Raw genomic sequence first — 17073 nt, 5'->3', positions numbered from 1 at the left:
TTATAGTATTCAAAAATAAGTATATAAACTTATTTAGTTTAAAGCAGCGATTCAACCAGAAATTGCCATTCCTCTTTCAGGGAGCCTTTAAAAACATCAGCACCGGCCCTCCGGTACCAATATCCCGCGTTCCAGGTGTCGCCTTCAACCCGATGCAGATAAGCGTGCAGGCGATCATAGGTTTTTGTTCCTTCGCTGCTTTGGGCGATGTCGTGAGCGGCTTCCCAATTAGCATTGGCATCATACCAAAGTGCTTTTAATAACACCGGGAGCTCTTTTGGCGGCTGAGATTGTGAAAGGCTTGAAATGAATTGATCGTAGGTCATATAGATTTTAAAGGTAATGCTAATTACAAAAAAACAAACCAATATTGAAATTCCAAGTACAGATTGTACAGATATTGTAATACGGGGCTTTAAGCACTGTGTTAAGTGTTTTCATTGTATATTGTCTTATCAACAGTTGGATTAACAAAAATTCCTTAACTAATTTTAAAAATCTCCTAATTCTATGATTAAACAATTATCAACGTTAGTAGTTGGACTAACCTTGACCTCATTGTGCCATGCCCAGGAAACCTTCCCCCGTAATGGCGCCTATGATGAAAGAAAAGGGCAATATGCATTTACAAACGCCACGATCGTAGTGGATTCCAAAACAACGATTTCAAACGGGACTTTGCTTATCGAAAACGGTATGATCCGTGAAGTAAGCAAACAGGTTAAAATTCCTGCCGCTGCTGTGGTTGTGGATTTGAAAGGTAAATATATCTATCCATCACTTATCGACCTGGATTCCGACTATGGAATGCCCGAGATCAAACGCGACCAACGTAGCGCAGGCCGTCAAACGCCGCAATTAGAATCCAATAAAAAAGGTGCATTTGGCTGGAACCAGTCTATCCAACCAGAAACAGATGCCAGTAATATTTTCACGACTGATACTAAAAAAGCAGCTGATCTGCGGAAAATTGGCTTCGGGACAGTACTGACGCATCAGCATGATGGAATTGTTCGTGGTAATGGCGCGGTGGTTACGCTCACGGATGAATCTGCGAACAAGGCGCTGTTAAACGGGAAGGCTTCTGCGCATTTTTCTCTAAGTAAAGGAAGTTCAACGCAGAATTATCCTTCATCCGGAATGGGTGTGGTCGCGTTGCTTCGTCAGCATTATTACGATGCAGACTGGTATGCAAAAGGGGGGAAGGCTAAGGAGACGAATCTTTCGCTGGAAGCATTTAACCAGATCAAGGGCCTGCCTTCCTTTTTTGAAACGAACGACAAATATAGTGTATTGCGTGCCGACAAGATCGGTGACGAATTCGGACTTCAGTATATTATCAAAGGCGGAGGTGATGAGTATCAGCGTCTGGAGGAAATTAAAGGCACGAAAGCGACTTTGATTTTACCCCTTGATTTTCCGGCGGCTTATGATGTGAGTGATCCATGGGATGCCGATGTGATCACCGTTGCGCAACTTAAGCACTGGGAAATGGCGCCTGCCAATGCCTCGATACTTTCCAAAGGAGGCGTTTCTTTTGCGCTAACTTCTGCGGATCTTAAAAACAAAACAGATTTCTGGGCTAAAATACGCACCGCAATCGAGTATGGTTTACCGAAAGAAAAAGCACTGGAGGCATTGACAACCACGCCTGCCAAACTCATAAAAGCTGAGGGGCAAGTTGGAAGCTTGAAAGCGGGATTGCTCGCGAATTTTTTGATTACCTCCGATGATTTATTCAGCAAGGAAAATGTGATTTATGAAAACTGGGTTCAGGGGAAAAAATTCATTGTTGCGCCGCTGAATGCACCAGATTTCAGGGGGAATTATTCTTTTTCGATCAACAGGGAAGCGACAGGCAAGCTGGAAATATCAGGTTCCGTTGAAAAGCCGGAATATAAAATCATCCTGAAAGACACCGTTAAGATTACGCCAAAGGTAATTTTAGCCAATGAACTGCTGACCATGACTTATCAGCCTGAAACGAAAAATCCGGGGACCATAAGGCTAACAGGCTGGATTGCCGGGAAAGGACTTTCGGGCGAAGGTATTTTACCAGACGGGGCGCCGGTTACCTGGAATGCAACTTTGACAGAAAACTATAAGGAAGTTGCCAAAAAGGATACTGCTTCCCTTAAAATGAAGGAAACTGGCCCGGTTGTTTTTCCTTTTGTAGGATTTGGAAATGAGCAGCTGCCAAAATCCGAAACCGTATTTGTGAAAAATGCGACGGTTTGGACCAACGAGAAAGACGGTATTCTGCAAAATGCTGATGTGATTATCCAGAACGGGAAAATTGCAAAAGTGGGTAAAGGATTGTCAGCGCCATCGGGCGCACGTACGGTTGACGGTACTGGAAAACATTTGACCAACGGCATAATCGATGAGCATTCTCATATCGCTTTGTTTGCGATCAACGAGGGATCACAATCCAGTACGGCAGAGGTGCGTATGAGTGATGTAATCAATCCGGATGATGTCAATATCTACCGTCAGCTGGCTGGTGGTGTTACTACTTCACATTTGCTTCATGGTTCAGCCAACGCGATTGGCGGACAAAGTGCCCTGATCAAATTGAAATGGGGAGCGACACAATCGGAAATGCTTATTCCGGATGCTAAAACGATAAAGTTTGCTTTGGGCGAAAACGTAAAGCAATCGAACTGGGGTGATGTGGCACGCGTACGTTTCCCACAAACGAGAATGGGGGTTGAACAGGTTTACTTTGATCATTTTATCAGAGCGAAAGAATACGCAAAAACCTGGAAGGATTACAACGGGGCTGCAAAGAAAACGGGTCTGGAAGTTCCGCGTAAAGATTTGGAGCTGGAAGCTTTGGCTGAGATTTTGGATAGTCAGCGTTTTATCACTTGTCACTCTTACGTGCAATCCGAGATTAATATGTTGATGCACGTAGCCGATTCGCTGAACTTTAAGATCAATACTTTTACGCACATTCTGGAAGGCTATAAGATGGCCGACAAAATGAAAAACCGTAATATCGGCGGATCCACATTTGCTGACTGGTGGGCTTACAAGATGGAAGTGAAAGAGGCTATACCATATAACGCGGCGCTGATGTACCACGAGGGAATCACCGTGGCAATCAATTCAGACGATGCGGAAATGGCCAGAAGATTAAATCAGGAAGCGGCTAAAACGGTAACTTTTGGCGGGGTGCCGGAAGAGGAAGCATGGAAAATGATTACTTTAAATCCTGCGAAACTTTTGCACGTTGACAATAGAATGGGTAGCATTAAGGCTGGCAAGGACGCCGATCTGGTTCTTTGGAATGCGCATCCGCTGTCAATTTATGCACGTCCTGAATTTACAATGATTGAAGGAACGGTTTATTTTGACCGTAAAGAAGACGTTGCAAAACAGGCTAAAATAGCGTTGGAGCGCGAACGCATTATTCAAAAAATGCTCAGCGACAAGGCCGATGGAAAACCGACACAAAAACCACAGGCAGCTCAGCCACGCATGTGGCATTGTGAAGATATCATCGGTATTCATGCAGAACATGAGGAAGGAAAATAAAGGAAATCTTTGTCTGTTCTTCCATCATTTACTCATTTTTTAACTGTCTTATGAAAACAAAAAAATATATAAAACCGGCATCTTGCTTCTTCGGGTTGGCGGCTATTTTCTGTCTTAATTTTGCCGGATATGCCCAGAACCCGGCTCCGGCCAAGCCGCAAACAAAACCCATTATCCTGACTGGCGGAACCATACACCTGGGCAACGGGCAGGTAATTGAAAACGGTGTCATTGCTTTTGATAAAGGAGTTATTACGCAGGTAGCCGCTTCGGGCGCTGCGGTTGATCGCAATAGCTCGGAAGTGATTGATGTCAAAGGGAAGCATATTTTTCCTGGTATTATTTCAATGAACACCACGGTTGGTATTCAGGAAATCGCCTCGGTGCGCGCGACGCTGGACTACAACGAAGTAGGAGAAATTAATCCGCACGTGCGGGCGCTGGTTGCCTATAATACCGATTCTGAAGTTATACCTACGCTGCGCAACACTGGGATTTTGCTTTCTCAGGCCGTTCCGCAGGGCGGGATTATTTCGGGCTCCTCATCCGTGTTTTATTCTGACGGATGGAATTGGGAAGATGCAGTACTGAAAAAGGATGATGGCATCTGGATCAACTGGCCTCCATTTTTGGCCAGCAGTTTTAACTATGAAGATTTTTCTGTTTCTGTAAAAAGAAATGAGAAGCGTCAGGAGATTATAGACGTGTTTCGCAGTACATTTTCCCAGGCCAAAGCTTATGCCGAAACAGCAAAGCCAAGTCCGGCCAATATGCGTCTGGAAGCCATGCGCGCTCTTTTTAAAGGAACGACCAATCTTTATATTCGGGCTGATTATGCCAAGGATATCATTGAATCGGTGAAATTTGCTCAGGAATTCGGATTGAAAAAGATCGTGATTGTGGGCGGAGACCAGGCCAATAAGGTGACTGCATTTTTGAAAGATAATCAGATTCCTGTGGTTTTGAATCCTGCGCACCGTCTGCCAAACGGGACAGATGAAGGTGTTTATCTTCCTTATGAGTTACCGGGAATACTGGCAAAAGCGGGCGTGAAAGTTGCAATCACCTACGCTGATGAATGGTGGAGAACCCGTAACCTTGCTTTTTTAGCCGGCACATCATCTGGTTTCAGTGATGTGACACCGGAACAGGCACTGCAATTTATCACCAAAAATCCTGCTGAAATATTGGGCGTGGATCAATACGTGGGAACTTTGGAAAAAGGTAAGCAGGCTTCTCTGGTCGTAACGACTGGCGATATGCTGGATATGCGTGGAAACGCGGTACAGATGGTTTTCATCAAGGGTGGAAAAGTGAACCTGGATGACAAACAAAAACGTCTTTACGAGAAGTATAAAGAAAAATACGGCCAGAAGTAATTTAGGTTACACAGCGTTTTAAGAGTTAAAAAAGAGAGCCACAGAGAAAATAAATCTCTGCGGCTCTCTTTTTTAACTCTGTGGTTCTCTGTGTAACCTAACCTGGTAACCTGACAAATTAATCTTCCGTCAGTGAATAAATTCCTTCCTCGGTGATACGTATCAGGCCTTGTTTGTATAAACCGCCAATGGCTTTTTTGAAGACTTTCTTGCTGATTCCGAGTTGTCTGTTAATGTCTTCTGGAGCGCTGCTGTCTGAAAGGTTCAGGAAGCCGTTGTTCTTTTTAAGGTCGTCAAGAATGCGTTGTGCAGTAGGTTCCACCACATTTTCGTAACCCTGTTTTTCCAGGCTGATATCCAGTCTGTTTTCGTCCCGGATCTTTTTGACATAACCTTTCAGAGAATCGCCTACCTGAATGGTTTTGAAAACCTCATTGGCATAAATAAGTCCCTTATGAAACTGGTTTACCACCACATTGTAGCCAAGATCCGTTTTTTTCCAAACGAGCAAATCAACCTCATCGCCTTCTTTGACCAGCAGACGCTCGTTTTCCAAATATCTGTCGAGCTTTGTTGTGGCAATCAAACGGGATGTTTTTTGGTCCAGGTATAAAAAGACCACATGCCACTCGCCAATTTCCATCGGTGTGGTTTGTTCTCTGAACGGAACAAAAAGGTCTTTTTCCAATCCCCAATTCAAAAATGCCCCATGTTCCGAGACGTCTTTGACTTCAAGATTGGCAAATTCGTTCCGTACAATTTTGGGAGTTTCTGTGGTTGCCACCGGCCGGTCTTCCGAATCGTTGTATACAAAAACCTTGATAACATCATCGATCTGCATGTCATCAGTTTTGTATTTATTGGGAAGAAGCACTTTCCCAGGCCAAAGCTTATGCCGAAACAGCAAAGCCAAGTCCGGCCAATATGCGTCTGGAAGCCATGCGCGCTCTTTTTAAAGGAACGACCAATCTTTATATTCGGGCTGATTATGCCAAGGATATCATTGAATCGGTGAAATTTGCTCAGGAATTCGGATTGAAAAAGATCGTGATTGTGGGCGGAGACCAGGCCAATAAGGTGACTGCATTTTTGAAAGATAATCAGATTCCTGTGGTTTTGAATCCTGCGCACCGTCTGCCAAACGGGACAGATGAAGGTGTTTATCTTCCTTATGAGTTACCGGGAATACTGGCAAAAGCGGGCGTGAAAGTTGCAATCACCTACGCTGATGAATGGTGGAGAACCCGTAACCTTGCTTTTTTAGCCGGCACATCATCTGGTTTCAGTGATGTGACACCGGAACAGGCACTGCAATTTATCACCAAAAATCCTGCTGAAATATTGGGCGTGGATCAATACGTGGGAACTTTGGAAAAAGGTAAGCAGGCTTCTCTGGTCGTAACGACTGGCGATATGCTGGATATGCGTGGAAACGCGGTACAGATGGTTTTCATCAAGGGTGGAAAAGTGAACCTGGATGACAAACAAAAACGTCTTTACGAGAAGTATAAAGAAAAATACGGCCAGAAGTAATTTAGGTTACACAGCGTTTTAAGAGTTAAAAAAGAGAGCCACAGAGAAAATAAATCTCTGCGGCTCTCTTTTTTAACTCTGTGGTTCTCTGTGTAACCTAACCTGGTAACCTGACAAATTAATCTTCCGTCAGTGAATAAATTCCTTCCTCGGTGATACGTATCAGGCCTTGTTTGTATAAACCGCCAATGGCTTTTTTGAAGACTTTCTTGCTGATTCCGAGTTGTCTGTTAATGTCTTCTGGAGCGCTGCTGTCTGAAAGGTTCAGGAAGCCGTTGTTCTTTTTAAGGTCGTCAAGAATGCGTTGTGCAGTAGGTTCCACCACATTTTCGTAACCCTGTTTTTCCAGGCTGATATCCAGTCTGTTTTCGTCCCGGATCTTTTTGACATAACCTTTCAGAGAATCGCCTACCTGAATGGTTTTGAAAACCTCATTGGCATAAATAAGTCCCTTATGAAACTGGTTTACCACCACATTGTAGCCAAGATCCGTTTTTTTCCAAACGAGCAAATCAACCTCATCGCCTTCTTTGACCAGCAGACGCTCGTTTTCCAAATATCTGTCGAGCTTTGTTGTGGCAATCAAACGGGATGTTTTTTGGTCCAGGTATAAAAAGACCACATGCCACTCGCCAATTTCCATCGGTGTGGTTTGTTCTCTGAACGGAACAAAAAGGTCTTTTTCCAATCCCCAATTCAAAAATGCCCCATGTTCCGAGACGTCTTTGACTTCAAGATTGGCAAATTCGTTCCGTACAATTTTGGGAGTTTCTGTGGTTGCCACCGGCCGGTCTTCCGAATCGTTGTATACAAAAACCTTGATAACATCATCGATCTGCATGTCATCAGTTTTGTATTTATTGGGAAGAAGCACTTCTTCACCTTCTACATCGCCTAAAAAGAAGCCAACGCTGGTATCACGCAGGATGGTCAGGTGGTTATATTTTCCTATAAAAAGCATTCTCTGTCTCTAAGTTTGCTGCAAAGGTAATGCTATAAACCGGTATTTACCACCTTAATCTCTTAGCACCATAGAAGTTGATGTGCCCTGAAATAATAAAACCATGTAAGAAACCATTGAAAACCTTGGTTTTATACAGGAAGGTGAACTCAGGTACCGTTGATGGATTTACATCAGTGCATTGGTTAATCTTTTCAGTTCAATTTCAGACGATTTGGCAGCATAGTTCAGGTTGATCAGCCGGTAACCTGCTTCCTCGAAACTGCGCTGTGCTTCCCTTACATCAATAATTGTTGCCTGAATAAGCTGAAAACGCTGCAAGGTAAGATCCAAAAGCTGCTGACTTAACTTGTAATTAGCCTTCTGAGATTCAAGCTGATCCAGAGAACTTTGATACGTCTGGAACATTTTTACCGCCTGTGCCGAGTAATCCCGGAAAAGGATCTGTTTCTGCGTTTTCGCCGACGAAGAGTTGATTTCTGCAACTTGCTTCTGACGTTTAAAAGCCCCCCCGTTATAAATAGGAACGGCAAGGGTAACGCCTGCATTGGGTGCTGAGACCTTGTTCAATAAGGTAAAACCTGCCGTACTTTGGTTACGGGTATAGTTGTAACCAAGATTTAATCTTACGGTAGGGTAGCGCAGGGCAGCGGTTTCTTTCACGATCAATTCTGAAATGCGGATTTGATTGTCAGCCGCCTTGATGTCTGCATTGGATGCTAGTTTATCCAGTACATGGTCGATTTGTAAACCCTGTTCAACCAAAATCGTGTCTTTTATGGCAACGGGCGACTTTGGATCAAGTGCAAGCAGTCTCAATAACTCGGACTTGGCTACATCTACGGCCAATTGCTGGGTGATCAGCGTTTGGTTCAAGGTGTTCAGGTCAATTTGTGCCTGAAATAAATCGGTATTATTGGCCATCCCGGCTGTCTTACGCACTTCAATGATTTCCAGCCTTTTTTGCGAAGCGGCAATGGAAAATTTAACCGTGTTGATGTAGCTCAACTGGCGAACAACATCGTAATAGCTTGTCATAACCGCTGCAACGGTATTTTGTATCTGAGAATTTAAAACCTCACTGCTTTGATACTGTAATTCGGCCAGACGCTTCTTTGTCGCAACAACTCTTTTTCCGTTGTACAAAAGAAGACTGGCTGTGATACCCGCGCTCGTATTATTCCCTTCTGCGCCACGGCGTTTGGTTCCGGCACCTGTTTGCAGTTCCTGGGTAATATTCTGAATTTGTTCCGTGTTGGAAGCGTTGGCATTGACTGTGGGAAGTCCCCCAGCTACGCCATAGTTATTAAGCAGTGTGTTGGCTTCCATGTCATTTTTGGCGATCTGTATCTCCAGGCTGTTTTTTAAAGCAATGGAAATAGCTTCATCCAGCGTGATCCTAAGAGAGTCTGCCCCGTTATGGCAAATGGCCGGAGCACTGGTCAGCAAAAGAAGACAAGCGATTTTTAAACTGATATTAAGGTTTGTTAGCGGATTCATGCAAAACCAATATTGACTTATGATTACTAAATGATTTAGGATCTAAACAACGACGGCAGCTGCGGCAGCTTCTTCTTCAGCCGCGGCGGTTTGTTCTCTGTGCTTGTTGTGTTTTGGGGAAATAAACGTGTAAATCGCCGGAATAACGAACAAGGTCAGGATGAGCGAAAACGTAAGACCGCCCACAATAACAACACCCAGAGGCACACGGCTGGTAGCAGCTGCCCCGAGACTTAATGCAATCGGCAATGCTCCGAATGCCGTTGCAAGACTTGTCATCAGGATTGGACGCAAACGCTGGGTTGCCGATTCAATAACCGCCGGAAGTCTGGCCATGCCATGTTCCCGTTTCTGATTGGCAAATTCCACGATTAAAATACCATTTTTTGTCACCAGCCCGATGAGCATGATCATGCCGATCTGTGAGAAAATGTTAATCGTCAGATTGAAAATATAAAGGCTCAAAAGTGCTCCTGCCAACGCAAGAGGTACGGTGATCATGATGATGAACGGATCCGTAAAGCTCTCAAACTGACCGGCCAATACAAGGTATACAAGTAATAAGGCTAGCCCAAAAGCAAAACTGGTATTGGAAGAGCTTTCTTCAAAATCACGTGAAGGACCGCTTAACGAGGTCTGGAAAGACTCGTCCAGAAGTTTATTGGCAATGTTACGCATCGCTACAACACCGTCGCCAACCGTTTTTCCTTCCACCAGAGAGGCGGAAATTGTCGCGCTTTTGTAACGGTTGTAGTGATAAATTGTTGGCGGGCCGCTTTGTTCTTCCATTTTTACCACGGCACTCAAAGGAATATTCTGACCGCGGTCATTGCGCACATACAATTTCTCAATGTCGGCAGGTTTGTCACGATCCGCTCGTTCAACTTGTCCGATTACCTGATATTGCTGGCCGTTTCTGATGAAATAAGCCAATCTTCGTCCACTGAACGCGGCCTGGATCGTTGCTGCAACGTCCGTTGTAGAAAGTCCAAGATCGCGTGCTTTCAGACGGTCGATCGTCAGCAATACTTCGGGTTTATTAAACTTTAAGTTCACATCGACATTCTGGAAAACAGGATCTTTCCTTGCTTCTTCGAGGAATTTAGGCATTACATCCGTAAGCTTGGCAAAGTCAAGGTTTTGCAGGATAAACTGAACGGGCAGCGCCCCGCGTGAGCCAATACCCACGGCAATGGTTTGCTCCTGAACGGCAAATATCCGGGCGTTATTAAATTTGGGAAGTTTCTTGTTAATAGCCATCGCGATATCGTTCTGGCTCCTTTTTCTATCATGAGAAGGCACGAGACCGATACGTCCCGAGGATGCATTCATACCGCCGCCACCAAAACCGGGCGTGGATGAAAACACGAACTGACGTTCCGGAATCGAATCATTTAAATAATTAACTACTTCGTCGGAAATGCTCTGCATCTGATCAAAACTGGTTCCTTCCGGCGCGGACATGCTTAAACGCACGCTATTGCGGTCTTCCATAGGGGCCAGTTCGCTTTGCAAATGAGTATAGGTGTAATAGATTATGCCCAGACAAGCAACGACTATCACCCAGGCAGTCCAGCGCACGTGCATAAAACCTTTTAACGACCTGTTATAGCCGTTTTCCATGCCGGTAAAAAATGGCTCTGTTTTGTTATAGAACCAGCCGTGACTGGCATTTTTTCTGTTCAAAAACACGTTTAGCACGGGTGTGATGGTCAGTGAAACAAACGCGGAGATCAAAACGGCGGAAGCTACAACGATCCCGAATTCCCGGAAAAGACTTCCTACAAAACCTTCCAGGAAAATGACAGGGAGGAATACCACGGCCAGCGTGAGTGATGTAGAAATAACGGCAAAGAAAATCTCCTTACTGCCTTCCAGGGCAGCCTTCCTGATGGGGAGTCCTTCTTCGAGTTTTCGGAAAATGTTTTCGGTCACCACAATACCATCATCCACCACAAGTCCGGTGGCCAGTACAATCCCCAAAAGCGTCAGAATGTTGATGGAGAAACCACAGATGTACATGACGAAAAATGTCGCCACGAGTGAAATCGGGATATCGATCAAGGGACGGATTGCCACCAGAAAGTTCCGGAAGAAGAACAGAATCACAATAACGACGAGCCCGAAAGAGATCAGCAGGGTTTCTTCCACTTCTTCCACTGACTGACGGACCAAACGGGTATTGTCGATCAGTACGTTGAAGGTAATGTCAGACTTATTGGATTTTTGAATTTCTTCAAGGCGTTTGTTAAACTCGTCCGAGATTTTTACATAATTGGCGCCCGGTTGCGGGATAACGGCCAAACCAACGGCATATACCCCGTTGTATTTCCAGCTTTGCTCTTCGTTTTCAGGCCCCAGCTCCACTTTGGCCACATTGCTCAAACGAACGATTCCGGTGCTGTCATTTTTAATGATCAGGTCATTGAATTCTTTTTCGGTCGTCAGCCTACCCATCGTGCGGATGGTCAGCTCGGTCTGGTTTCCGTAAATTTTACCAGCGGGAAGTTCAACATTCTCTGCACTTAATGTCGTATTGATGTCATTAAATGAAATATTATAAGCGTTCATTTTATCGGGATCAAGCCAGATACGCATGGCATATCTTTTTTGTCCGAAAATATTGATCGCACTTACACCGTCAATCGTCTGAAGGCTTTGCTGTAAAACGTTCTCAGCATACTCACTTAATTCCAGAAGTCCCTTGGATGGACTTTGCACGGCAAGCAGCAGAATAAAGTCACTATTGGCATCTGCTTTGCTTACAACCGGCGGGGCGTCAACATCCTGGGGAAGGTTCCTTTGGGCCTGACTTACCTTGTCGCGAACATCGTTGGCAGCCGCTTCCAGGTCAATTTCCAGGTTGAATTCAACGGTGATATTACTGGTACCGATCTGGCTGGATGAGCTGATGGTCTTGATACCGGGAATACCATTGATGCTTTTTTCAAGAGGCTCGGTAATCTGGCTTTCGATAATGTCTGCATTTGCGCCTGTGTAACTCGTGCGCACATTCACGATAGGCGGGTCAATGGCAGGATAATCCCGCAGTGACAGAAAGTTATAACCCACCACGCCGAAAAGGATGATAAGCAGGTTCATAACCACGGCAAGTACTGGCCGGTTCAGTGATAATTCCGAAATATTCATAGGATGGATGTCAAAGGAATGGGCATCATTTTACCGTTATTCGGCAGATGTTCTCAGGTTTTTTACTGCTCTCACTTTCACTGGCGCATCGGGACGGGCGAACAATACCCCGGAAACAACTACGGAATCTCCAACATTAATACCTTTGGTAATTTCTACAAAGTCTGCTTGACGAACGCCCGTTTCGATGGTAACGAAAACGGCCTTTCCACCTTTTACTGTAACCGCCTTCTTATTTCTGGATTCAGGAATGATACAGTTGGTCGGAATTAAAATACTGTTTTTTTGAGCGCCTGCATTCAGGTAAACTTTGGCAAAAGAACCTGGATTAAAAGTCGCTCCACTCAAAGTGGCTCTTACGGTAATATTTCTGGTGCTTTGATTGATCTGTGGTTCCGTTGCGATAATGGTTGCTTTCTGAATGGTTCCTTTCTGATCGATGATCACATCCACTGTGCTGCCTTTGCTGACAAATGACTGATAAACTTCGGGAACGGTAAAATCGACACGCAGGTTGCTGAGCTGCTGCATGCTGGCAATGACTGTCGTCGGCGAAACGTATGTTCCTGCACTTACTTTACGCAGACCTACAATACCTGTAAATGGCGCGCGGATAATCGTTTTGTCAATGAGCGCCTGGGTATAAACCATATCCGCTTTCAGTGAGTTAACCTGGTTTAAGGCAAGGTCATAGTCAGCCTGATTTACCCCACTGATGGCTATTAATTTTTTTAATCTTTCTTCGGTTTTTACGGCCAGTTCCAGCTGTACTTTTGATTTTTCGAGCTGAGCCAGCAGGTCTGCATTGTTAATGCGCGCAATAACCGTACCTTTTTGAATCGTTTTTCCTTCGGGTACATCCAGGAACGTTAACAGTCCGTTTACTTCCGGGCGAAGCTCCGCATATTCGTTGGCAACCACGGTTCCGTTTACCTCAACTTTATCACTTACGTTTTCACGGGAAGCGATAATTACGTCGACCACTGTCGGATCTGACTTGCTTTTATCTTGTTTAAAGTTGTCTTTTTTCTCTCCACAGGACAAAATAAAAGTGCAGGAAAAAGCCAGAATCAGAGGAGAAAAAACTGTGTTAACTAAAAAAGACCGATGTAAATAATTTGGCCAAAGGAGGTTATGATTCATAAATTAGAACTATTTCAGGGTATTTTTGAATTATAATTTCGTTAGGAATAGGTAACAGTCAGAAAATGTGGTGTTTTCTGACTGCTATGTAAAGGTAATACGGCTTAGATGGTTTTCTACTATAAAAGTTTAACGGCTGATTCGAAAAAAAATTAGAAATCTTTTCCGATAACTTTCAGAAGGGTGTCACATTTAAGTTCCGTTTCTTCCCATTCGCGTTCGGGGATGGAGTCTTCGGTGATGCCTGCGCCGGCGTAAAAGGTGGCGATGCCATCTTTTAATCGAACTGTACGCAGGTTTACAAACAGGTTTGAATCGCTTTCAACCTGTACGGGTCCTAGAAATCCGCTGTAAAAAGTGCGGTCATATCCTTCTATTTCGGACAGAAATTGCAAACTCGGAATTTTTGGTACGCCGCACACGGCCGAAGTTGGATGAAGCAGCCGAAGCATGACAGAGGAAAGTTCAGGGAAATTCACAGCGTTCGTATCGACTTCAAAATCGGTACGCAGGTGATAAAGGTTCCCTGCCAGGACGGTTTTAGGGCCCGTTTCCAGATATTCTCTTAACCTGATTTTTTTAAAACATTCGACAATGTAACGGCTTACGAGCGCCTGTTCTTCAATTTCCTTTTGTCCCCAGCGGATATCGTATTTGGCAATAAGATTCCCTGCTTCGTCTTTCGCCTTTTGTGTTCCAGCAAGCGACATGGTTTTGAAAATGCCGTCTGATTTCTGCTGAACCAGCGCTTCGGGACTCGCGCCAAGCCAGAGTTCTTTCTGATCCGGCAGATTTACCAGGGATACAAAGGCGTGCGGATAGGCTTTGGCGAGTTTTTGAAAGGCTTTGGCCGGCTGAAACTGATCGGTATAACTAAGCTCTTTGGTTCTTGAAAGTACAACTTTATGAAACTGCTTTTGCCGGATTGCCGAAACGGCGAGTTCGACCGTTCGTTCAAACCGTGTTTTGCTGTCATGATCAGGCAAAGAAGATAAAAGCAGTGTGGTCTCAGGATTGGGGTGAGCCACCAGAAGTTTTTTTAACGCACCAGCTTTAGCGGCTAGTCTGATCACCTCCGGGTGCTCTTCACCGGGCAGGTTATCAATTTGCTGCATCAGCCCGTTTTCTGCGTATACGGCAATGATATCTCCCTCCATAAAAAGAACGTCATCCTGCTCTTTCCAGTGAAATGAACTGATGATAAATCCGGGAGAAAGTTTTTCCAGATCAGGCTGGCAGCTGCGGATGCCTTCTCTGACGGAGATCAGTAATTTTATTTCGTGGGTATGCGGAAGTTTCCATAATGCACAGGGAAATCCCAGTTCTTTTGCTGCTTCCCAAAGTTCTTCTGCCTCAAATTGTTCTAAAATTGACTGGGCAGTTTTTATATGTGTTGAAATCATTCAGTTCATCTTTAACAGGTTGCCACCCGCCTTGCAATCTCAATAGGGCATGGCTTCGACCATCCGATTCAGGAAATTAAGTTAGCGGTTTGCATTGACAATTGCTACGGTGAGCCTGCTGATGCAAACCAGTTTATTTTGTTCATTGGTAATTTTAATGTCCCAGATATGAGTGGTCCGGCCCACATGGATAGGGGTCACACGCCCGTAAACAAATCCTTCTTTGGCCGACCGCAAATGATTTGCATTGATTTCAAGACCTACGGCGTGTTGATTGTCTGGATCTTTCAGACATAAGAACGAAGCAATACTTCCCAAAGTTTCTGCCAGCACCACCGATGCGCCACCGTGTAAAATGCCAAATGGCTGGTGTGTACGATGGTCTACAGGCATTTTAGCAACAATATAATCTGCTCCGATTTCAGTGAATTCGATTCCTAAATGACTGGCAATTGTGTTCTTACTAAAAGAATGAATGGCTTCAAGTGAAAGGGATGTTGTGAACATATCTAAAAATTGTATAAATTTGCACCTGCTATATTAGTCAAAAACAAGGTATTTGCAAAAATAATATTTAAATAATACAATTATTTTGAAAAGAAAGTCTATATATCTCATTCGCCACGGTGAAACTGATCTTAATCGTAAAGGAGTTGTACAGGGAAGTGGCGTAGATTCTATGCTTAACGAATGGGGAGAGGCTCAGGCCGCTGCTTTTTTTAATGCGTACCAACATGTTCCTTTTGACAAGATATATACTTCTAACTTACAGCGAACACAGCAATCTGTCCGCGGGTTCATCAGCCAGGGAATACCTTATGAAAGTTATGAGGGTCTGAATGAAATTTCCTGGGGCCTTCGCGAGGGCAAGGAGCCAAATATCGGTGATACGACTTATTACCGTGAGCTCGTTCTGGCCTGGAAAGCCGGTGATTTTGACCGCGCTGCAGAGGAAGGCGAAAGCCCCGTACAGGTTCGTGCGCGCCAGATTACGGTGATTGAGACGATTTTATCCCGTCCGCACGAAAGAAATATTCTGATTGCCATGCATGGCCGTGCGATGCGTGTGCTGCTAACGACCTTGTTTGACGAATCTCTGATTCATATGGACGACTACGAACACAGCAATCTTTGTTTGTACCGCATCAATTATGCATACGATACCCAGCAATTTGAGCTTGAAGTGAAAAACGACACCACGCACCTGCTTTCGCTGGAAATACCTCAAACTATTTAAAAACCGTTTGTAAGAGTGCGATTCCTTTGATGTATTTATAACGAAAAGCTGCCAGCGGTTCTATACTTTTGTTGTGAATAAATCGGCTGTAAACTTTAAAACATGTCCAAAAGGAAGATATACTGGGCGCTGCAAATTTTAGGCTGGACCACACTCATTATGTATGAGTTTGTGCTGTATACACTCGAATATGGATTTGACCTGAGTAATTTATACAGCAGTCTTGCCAATATTCTGCTTGGTATCACGCTGACACATTTATACCGCTTGGTGATCCGCCGCTGGAACTGGTCCACTTTGCCTTTGCCAAGACTTGCCCTCCGGGTTGGGTTTTCGGTGTTGCTTTTGGGGCTGATCATGACCATTGTCAATCTTCCGCTTGACCGAAAGATCCTGGAAGAAAATCTGATGAACCAGCCTTTTGTTTTCTGGAATTATTATGCGGGCTGGTGTAAAAATTTGCTGGCCTGGATACTTTCCTATACCGTTTATCATTACGTGGAACAAAATCGGTTAACGGATTTTGAGAAGATCATGCTGAAAACTTCCATGCGTGAAGCAGAAGCAAAAGTGCTTCGTTCTCAGCTTAATCCGCATTTTACTTTCAATGCCTTAAACAGCATCCGGGCGCTGGTGTACGAGGATCCTTCCAAAGCGCAGATCAGTATTACACAATTATCCAATATTTTACGAAATTCGCTGCTGGCCGACCGCCGCAAAACGGTTGACTTACAGGAGGAACTGAAAACGGTTGAAGATTATCTGGAACTGGAAAAGGTGCGGTATGAGGAGCGTTTGAAATATACCATCACGTCGAACCCGCAGGCGGTTTACTGGCAGGTTCCGCCGATGATGCTGCAGACACTGGTGGAAAACGGTATCAAACATGGCGTTTCAAAAGAAATGAATGGCGGTTTTTTAGAAGTGACTTCAGATATTGAAGAAGATGTACTGATTATCAGAATTCGGAATACGGGGAATCTGGGTGGCACCGATTCGGGTGGGGTAGGCTTAAAAAACACTGCGGAGCGTCTTTCGATTTTGTATGGTAAAGGCGCTTCGTTCAGAATATTTCAGGAAAAAGAAGGCGTTGTTTGCTCCGAAGTACGCATTCCAACATTATCCGATCAGATGCAGCTTTTACAGGTTGACTAGAATTGGAGTTTCAACGAGAAGATCAATTATCTTTACAAGTCACCGATTATCAAATTTAAATAACAATTCAAG

13 protein-coding genes are annotated in these 17073 nt (G+C 44.4%); 5 read left to right on the top strand and 8 right to left on the bottom strand.

Features of this window, described 5'->3' with window-relative positions; genetic code table 11:
• Positions 1-38 precede the first annotated feature (38 nt).
• Entirely contained in the window at positions 39-326 is a 288-nt protein-coding gene (locus RB622_RS00900) for a hypothetical protein (protein WP_308044590.1), read from the bottom strand.
• A gap of 184 nt (positions 327-510) precedes the next feature.
• Between RB622_RS00900 and RB622_RS00895 the strand changes: the two genes are divergently transcribed.
• Together RB622_RS00895 and RB622_RS00890 are read left to right on the top strand one after the other, a co-directional pair.
• The gene (locus RB622_RS00895) at positions 511-3540 is read left to right on the top strand and encodes an amidohydrolase family protein (RefSeq protein WP_308044589.1); all 3030 of its coding nucleotides are present in this window, start codon (positions 511-513) and stop codon (positions 3538-3540) included.
• A 50-nt stretch (positions 3541-3590) separates the two neighbouring features.
• Positions 3591-4919, top strand: a complete 1329-nt coding sequence (locus tag RB622_RS00890) for an amidohydrolase family protein (protein WP_308044588.1) — start codon at positions 3591-3593, stop codon at positions 4917-4919.
• A gap of 118 nt (positions 4920-5037) precedes the next feature.
• Here RB622_RS00890 and RB622_RS00885 read toward each other — a convergent pair whose 3' ends face one another.
• Complete coding sequence (locus tag RB622_RS00885; protein ID WP_308044587.1) at positions 5038-5760, bottom strand: S1-like domain-containing RNA-binding protein; 723 nt, start codon at positions 5758-5760, stop codon at positions 5038-5040.
• 98 nt (positions 5761-5858) lie between these two features.
• Between RB622_RS00885 and RB622_RS00880 the strand changes: the two genes are divergently transcribed.
• Positions 5859-6452: an amidohydrolase family protein gene (locus RB622_RS00880; RefSeq protein WP_308044586.1), complete on the top strand. Its 594-nt coding sequence runs from the start codon at positions 5859-5861 to the stop codon at positions 6450-6452.
• 118 nt (positions 6453-6570) lie between these two features.
• Here the strand turns inward: RB622_RS00880 and RB622_RS00875 are convergent, their stop codons facing one another.
• The 6 genes from RB622_RS00875 to RB622_RS00850 all read right to left on the bottom strand — a co-directional run bounded on the left by RB622_RS00875 (position 6571) and on the right by RB622_RS00850 (position 15116).
• Positions 6571-7413: a S1-like domain-containing RNA-binding protein gene (locus tag RB622_RS00875; RefSeq protein ID WP_308044585.1), complete on the bottom strand. Its 843-nt coding sequence runs from the start codon at positions 7411-7413 to the stop codon at positions 6571-6573.
• Between the two features lie 168 nt (positions 7414-7581).
• On the bottom strand, positions 7582-8913 hold the full coding sequence (locus RB622_RS00870; RefSeq protein ID WP_308044584.1) for a TolC family protein: 1332 nt from the start codon (positions 8911-8913) through the stop codon (positions 7582-7584).
• A 42-nt stretch (positions 8914-8955) separates the two neighbouring features.
• Positions 8956-12063, bottom strand: coding sequence for an efflux RND transporter permease subunit (locus tag RB622_RS00865; protein ID WP_308044583.1), 3108 nt, complete (start codon positions 12061-12063; stop codon positions 8956-8958).
• 36 nt (positions 12064-12099) lie between these two features.
• A complete protein-coding gene (locus tag RB622_RS00860) occupies positions 12100-13206 on the bottom strand; it encodes an efflux RND transporter periplasmic adaptor subunit (RefSeq protein ID WP_308044582.1) in 1107 nt (368 codons plus the stop codon).
• Positions 13207-13358: 152 nt separating this feature from the next.
• Entirely contained in the window at positions 13359-14609 is a 1251-nt protein-coding gene (locus RB622_RS00855; protein ID WP_308044581.1) for a chorismate-binding protein, read from the bottom strand.
• 81 nt (positions 14610-14690) lie between these two features.
• Positions 14691-15116 (bottom strand): hotdog fold thioesterase, encoded by a 426-nt coding sequence (locus RB622_RS00850; protein WP_308044580.1) that lies wholly within the window; start codon positions 15114-15116, stop codon positions 14691-14693.
• 85 nt (positions 15117-15201) lie between these two features.
• Between RB622_RS00850 and RB622_RS00845 the strand changes: the two genes are divergently transcribed.
• Both RB622_RS00845 and RB622_RS00840 read left to right on the top strand, forming a co-directional pair.
• Entirely contained in the window at positions 15202-15846 is a 645-nt protein-coding gene (locus RB622_RS00845; RefSeq protein WP_308044579.1) for a histidine phosphatase family protein, read from the top strand.
• A gap of 102 nt (positions 15847-15948) precedes the next feature.
• Entirely contained in the window at positions 15949-17001 is a 1053-nt protein-coding gene (locus RB622_RS00840) for a histidine kinase (RefSeq protein WP_308044578.1), read from the top strand.
• Positions 17002-17073: the final 72 nt, after the last annotated feature.

The organism is Dyadobacter sp. LHD-138, assembly GCF_030929615.1.
Lineage (GTDB): Bacteria > Bacteroidota > Bacteroidia > Cytophagales > Spirosomataceae > Dyadobacter.
Note: the sequence above shows the minus strand (reverse complement) of the source record. Positions and strands in the feature narration are given on the sequence as shown.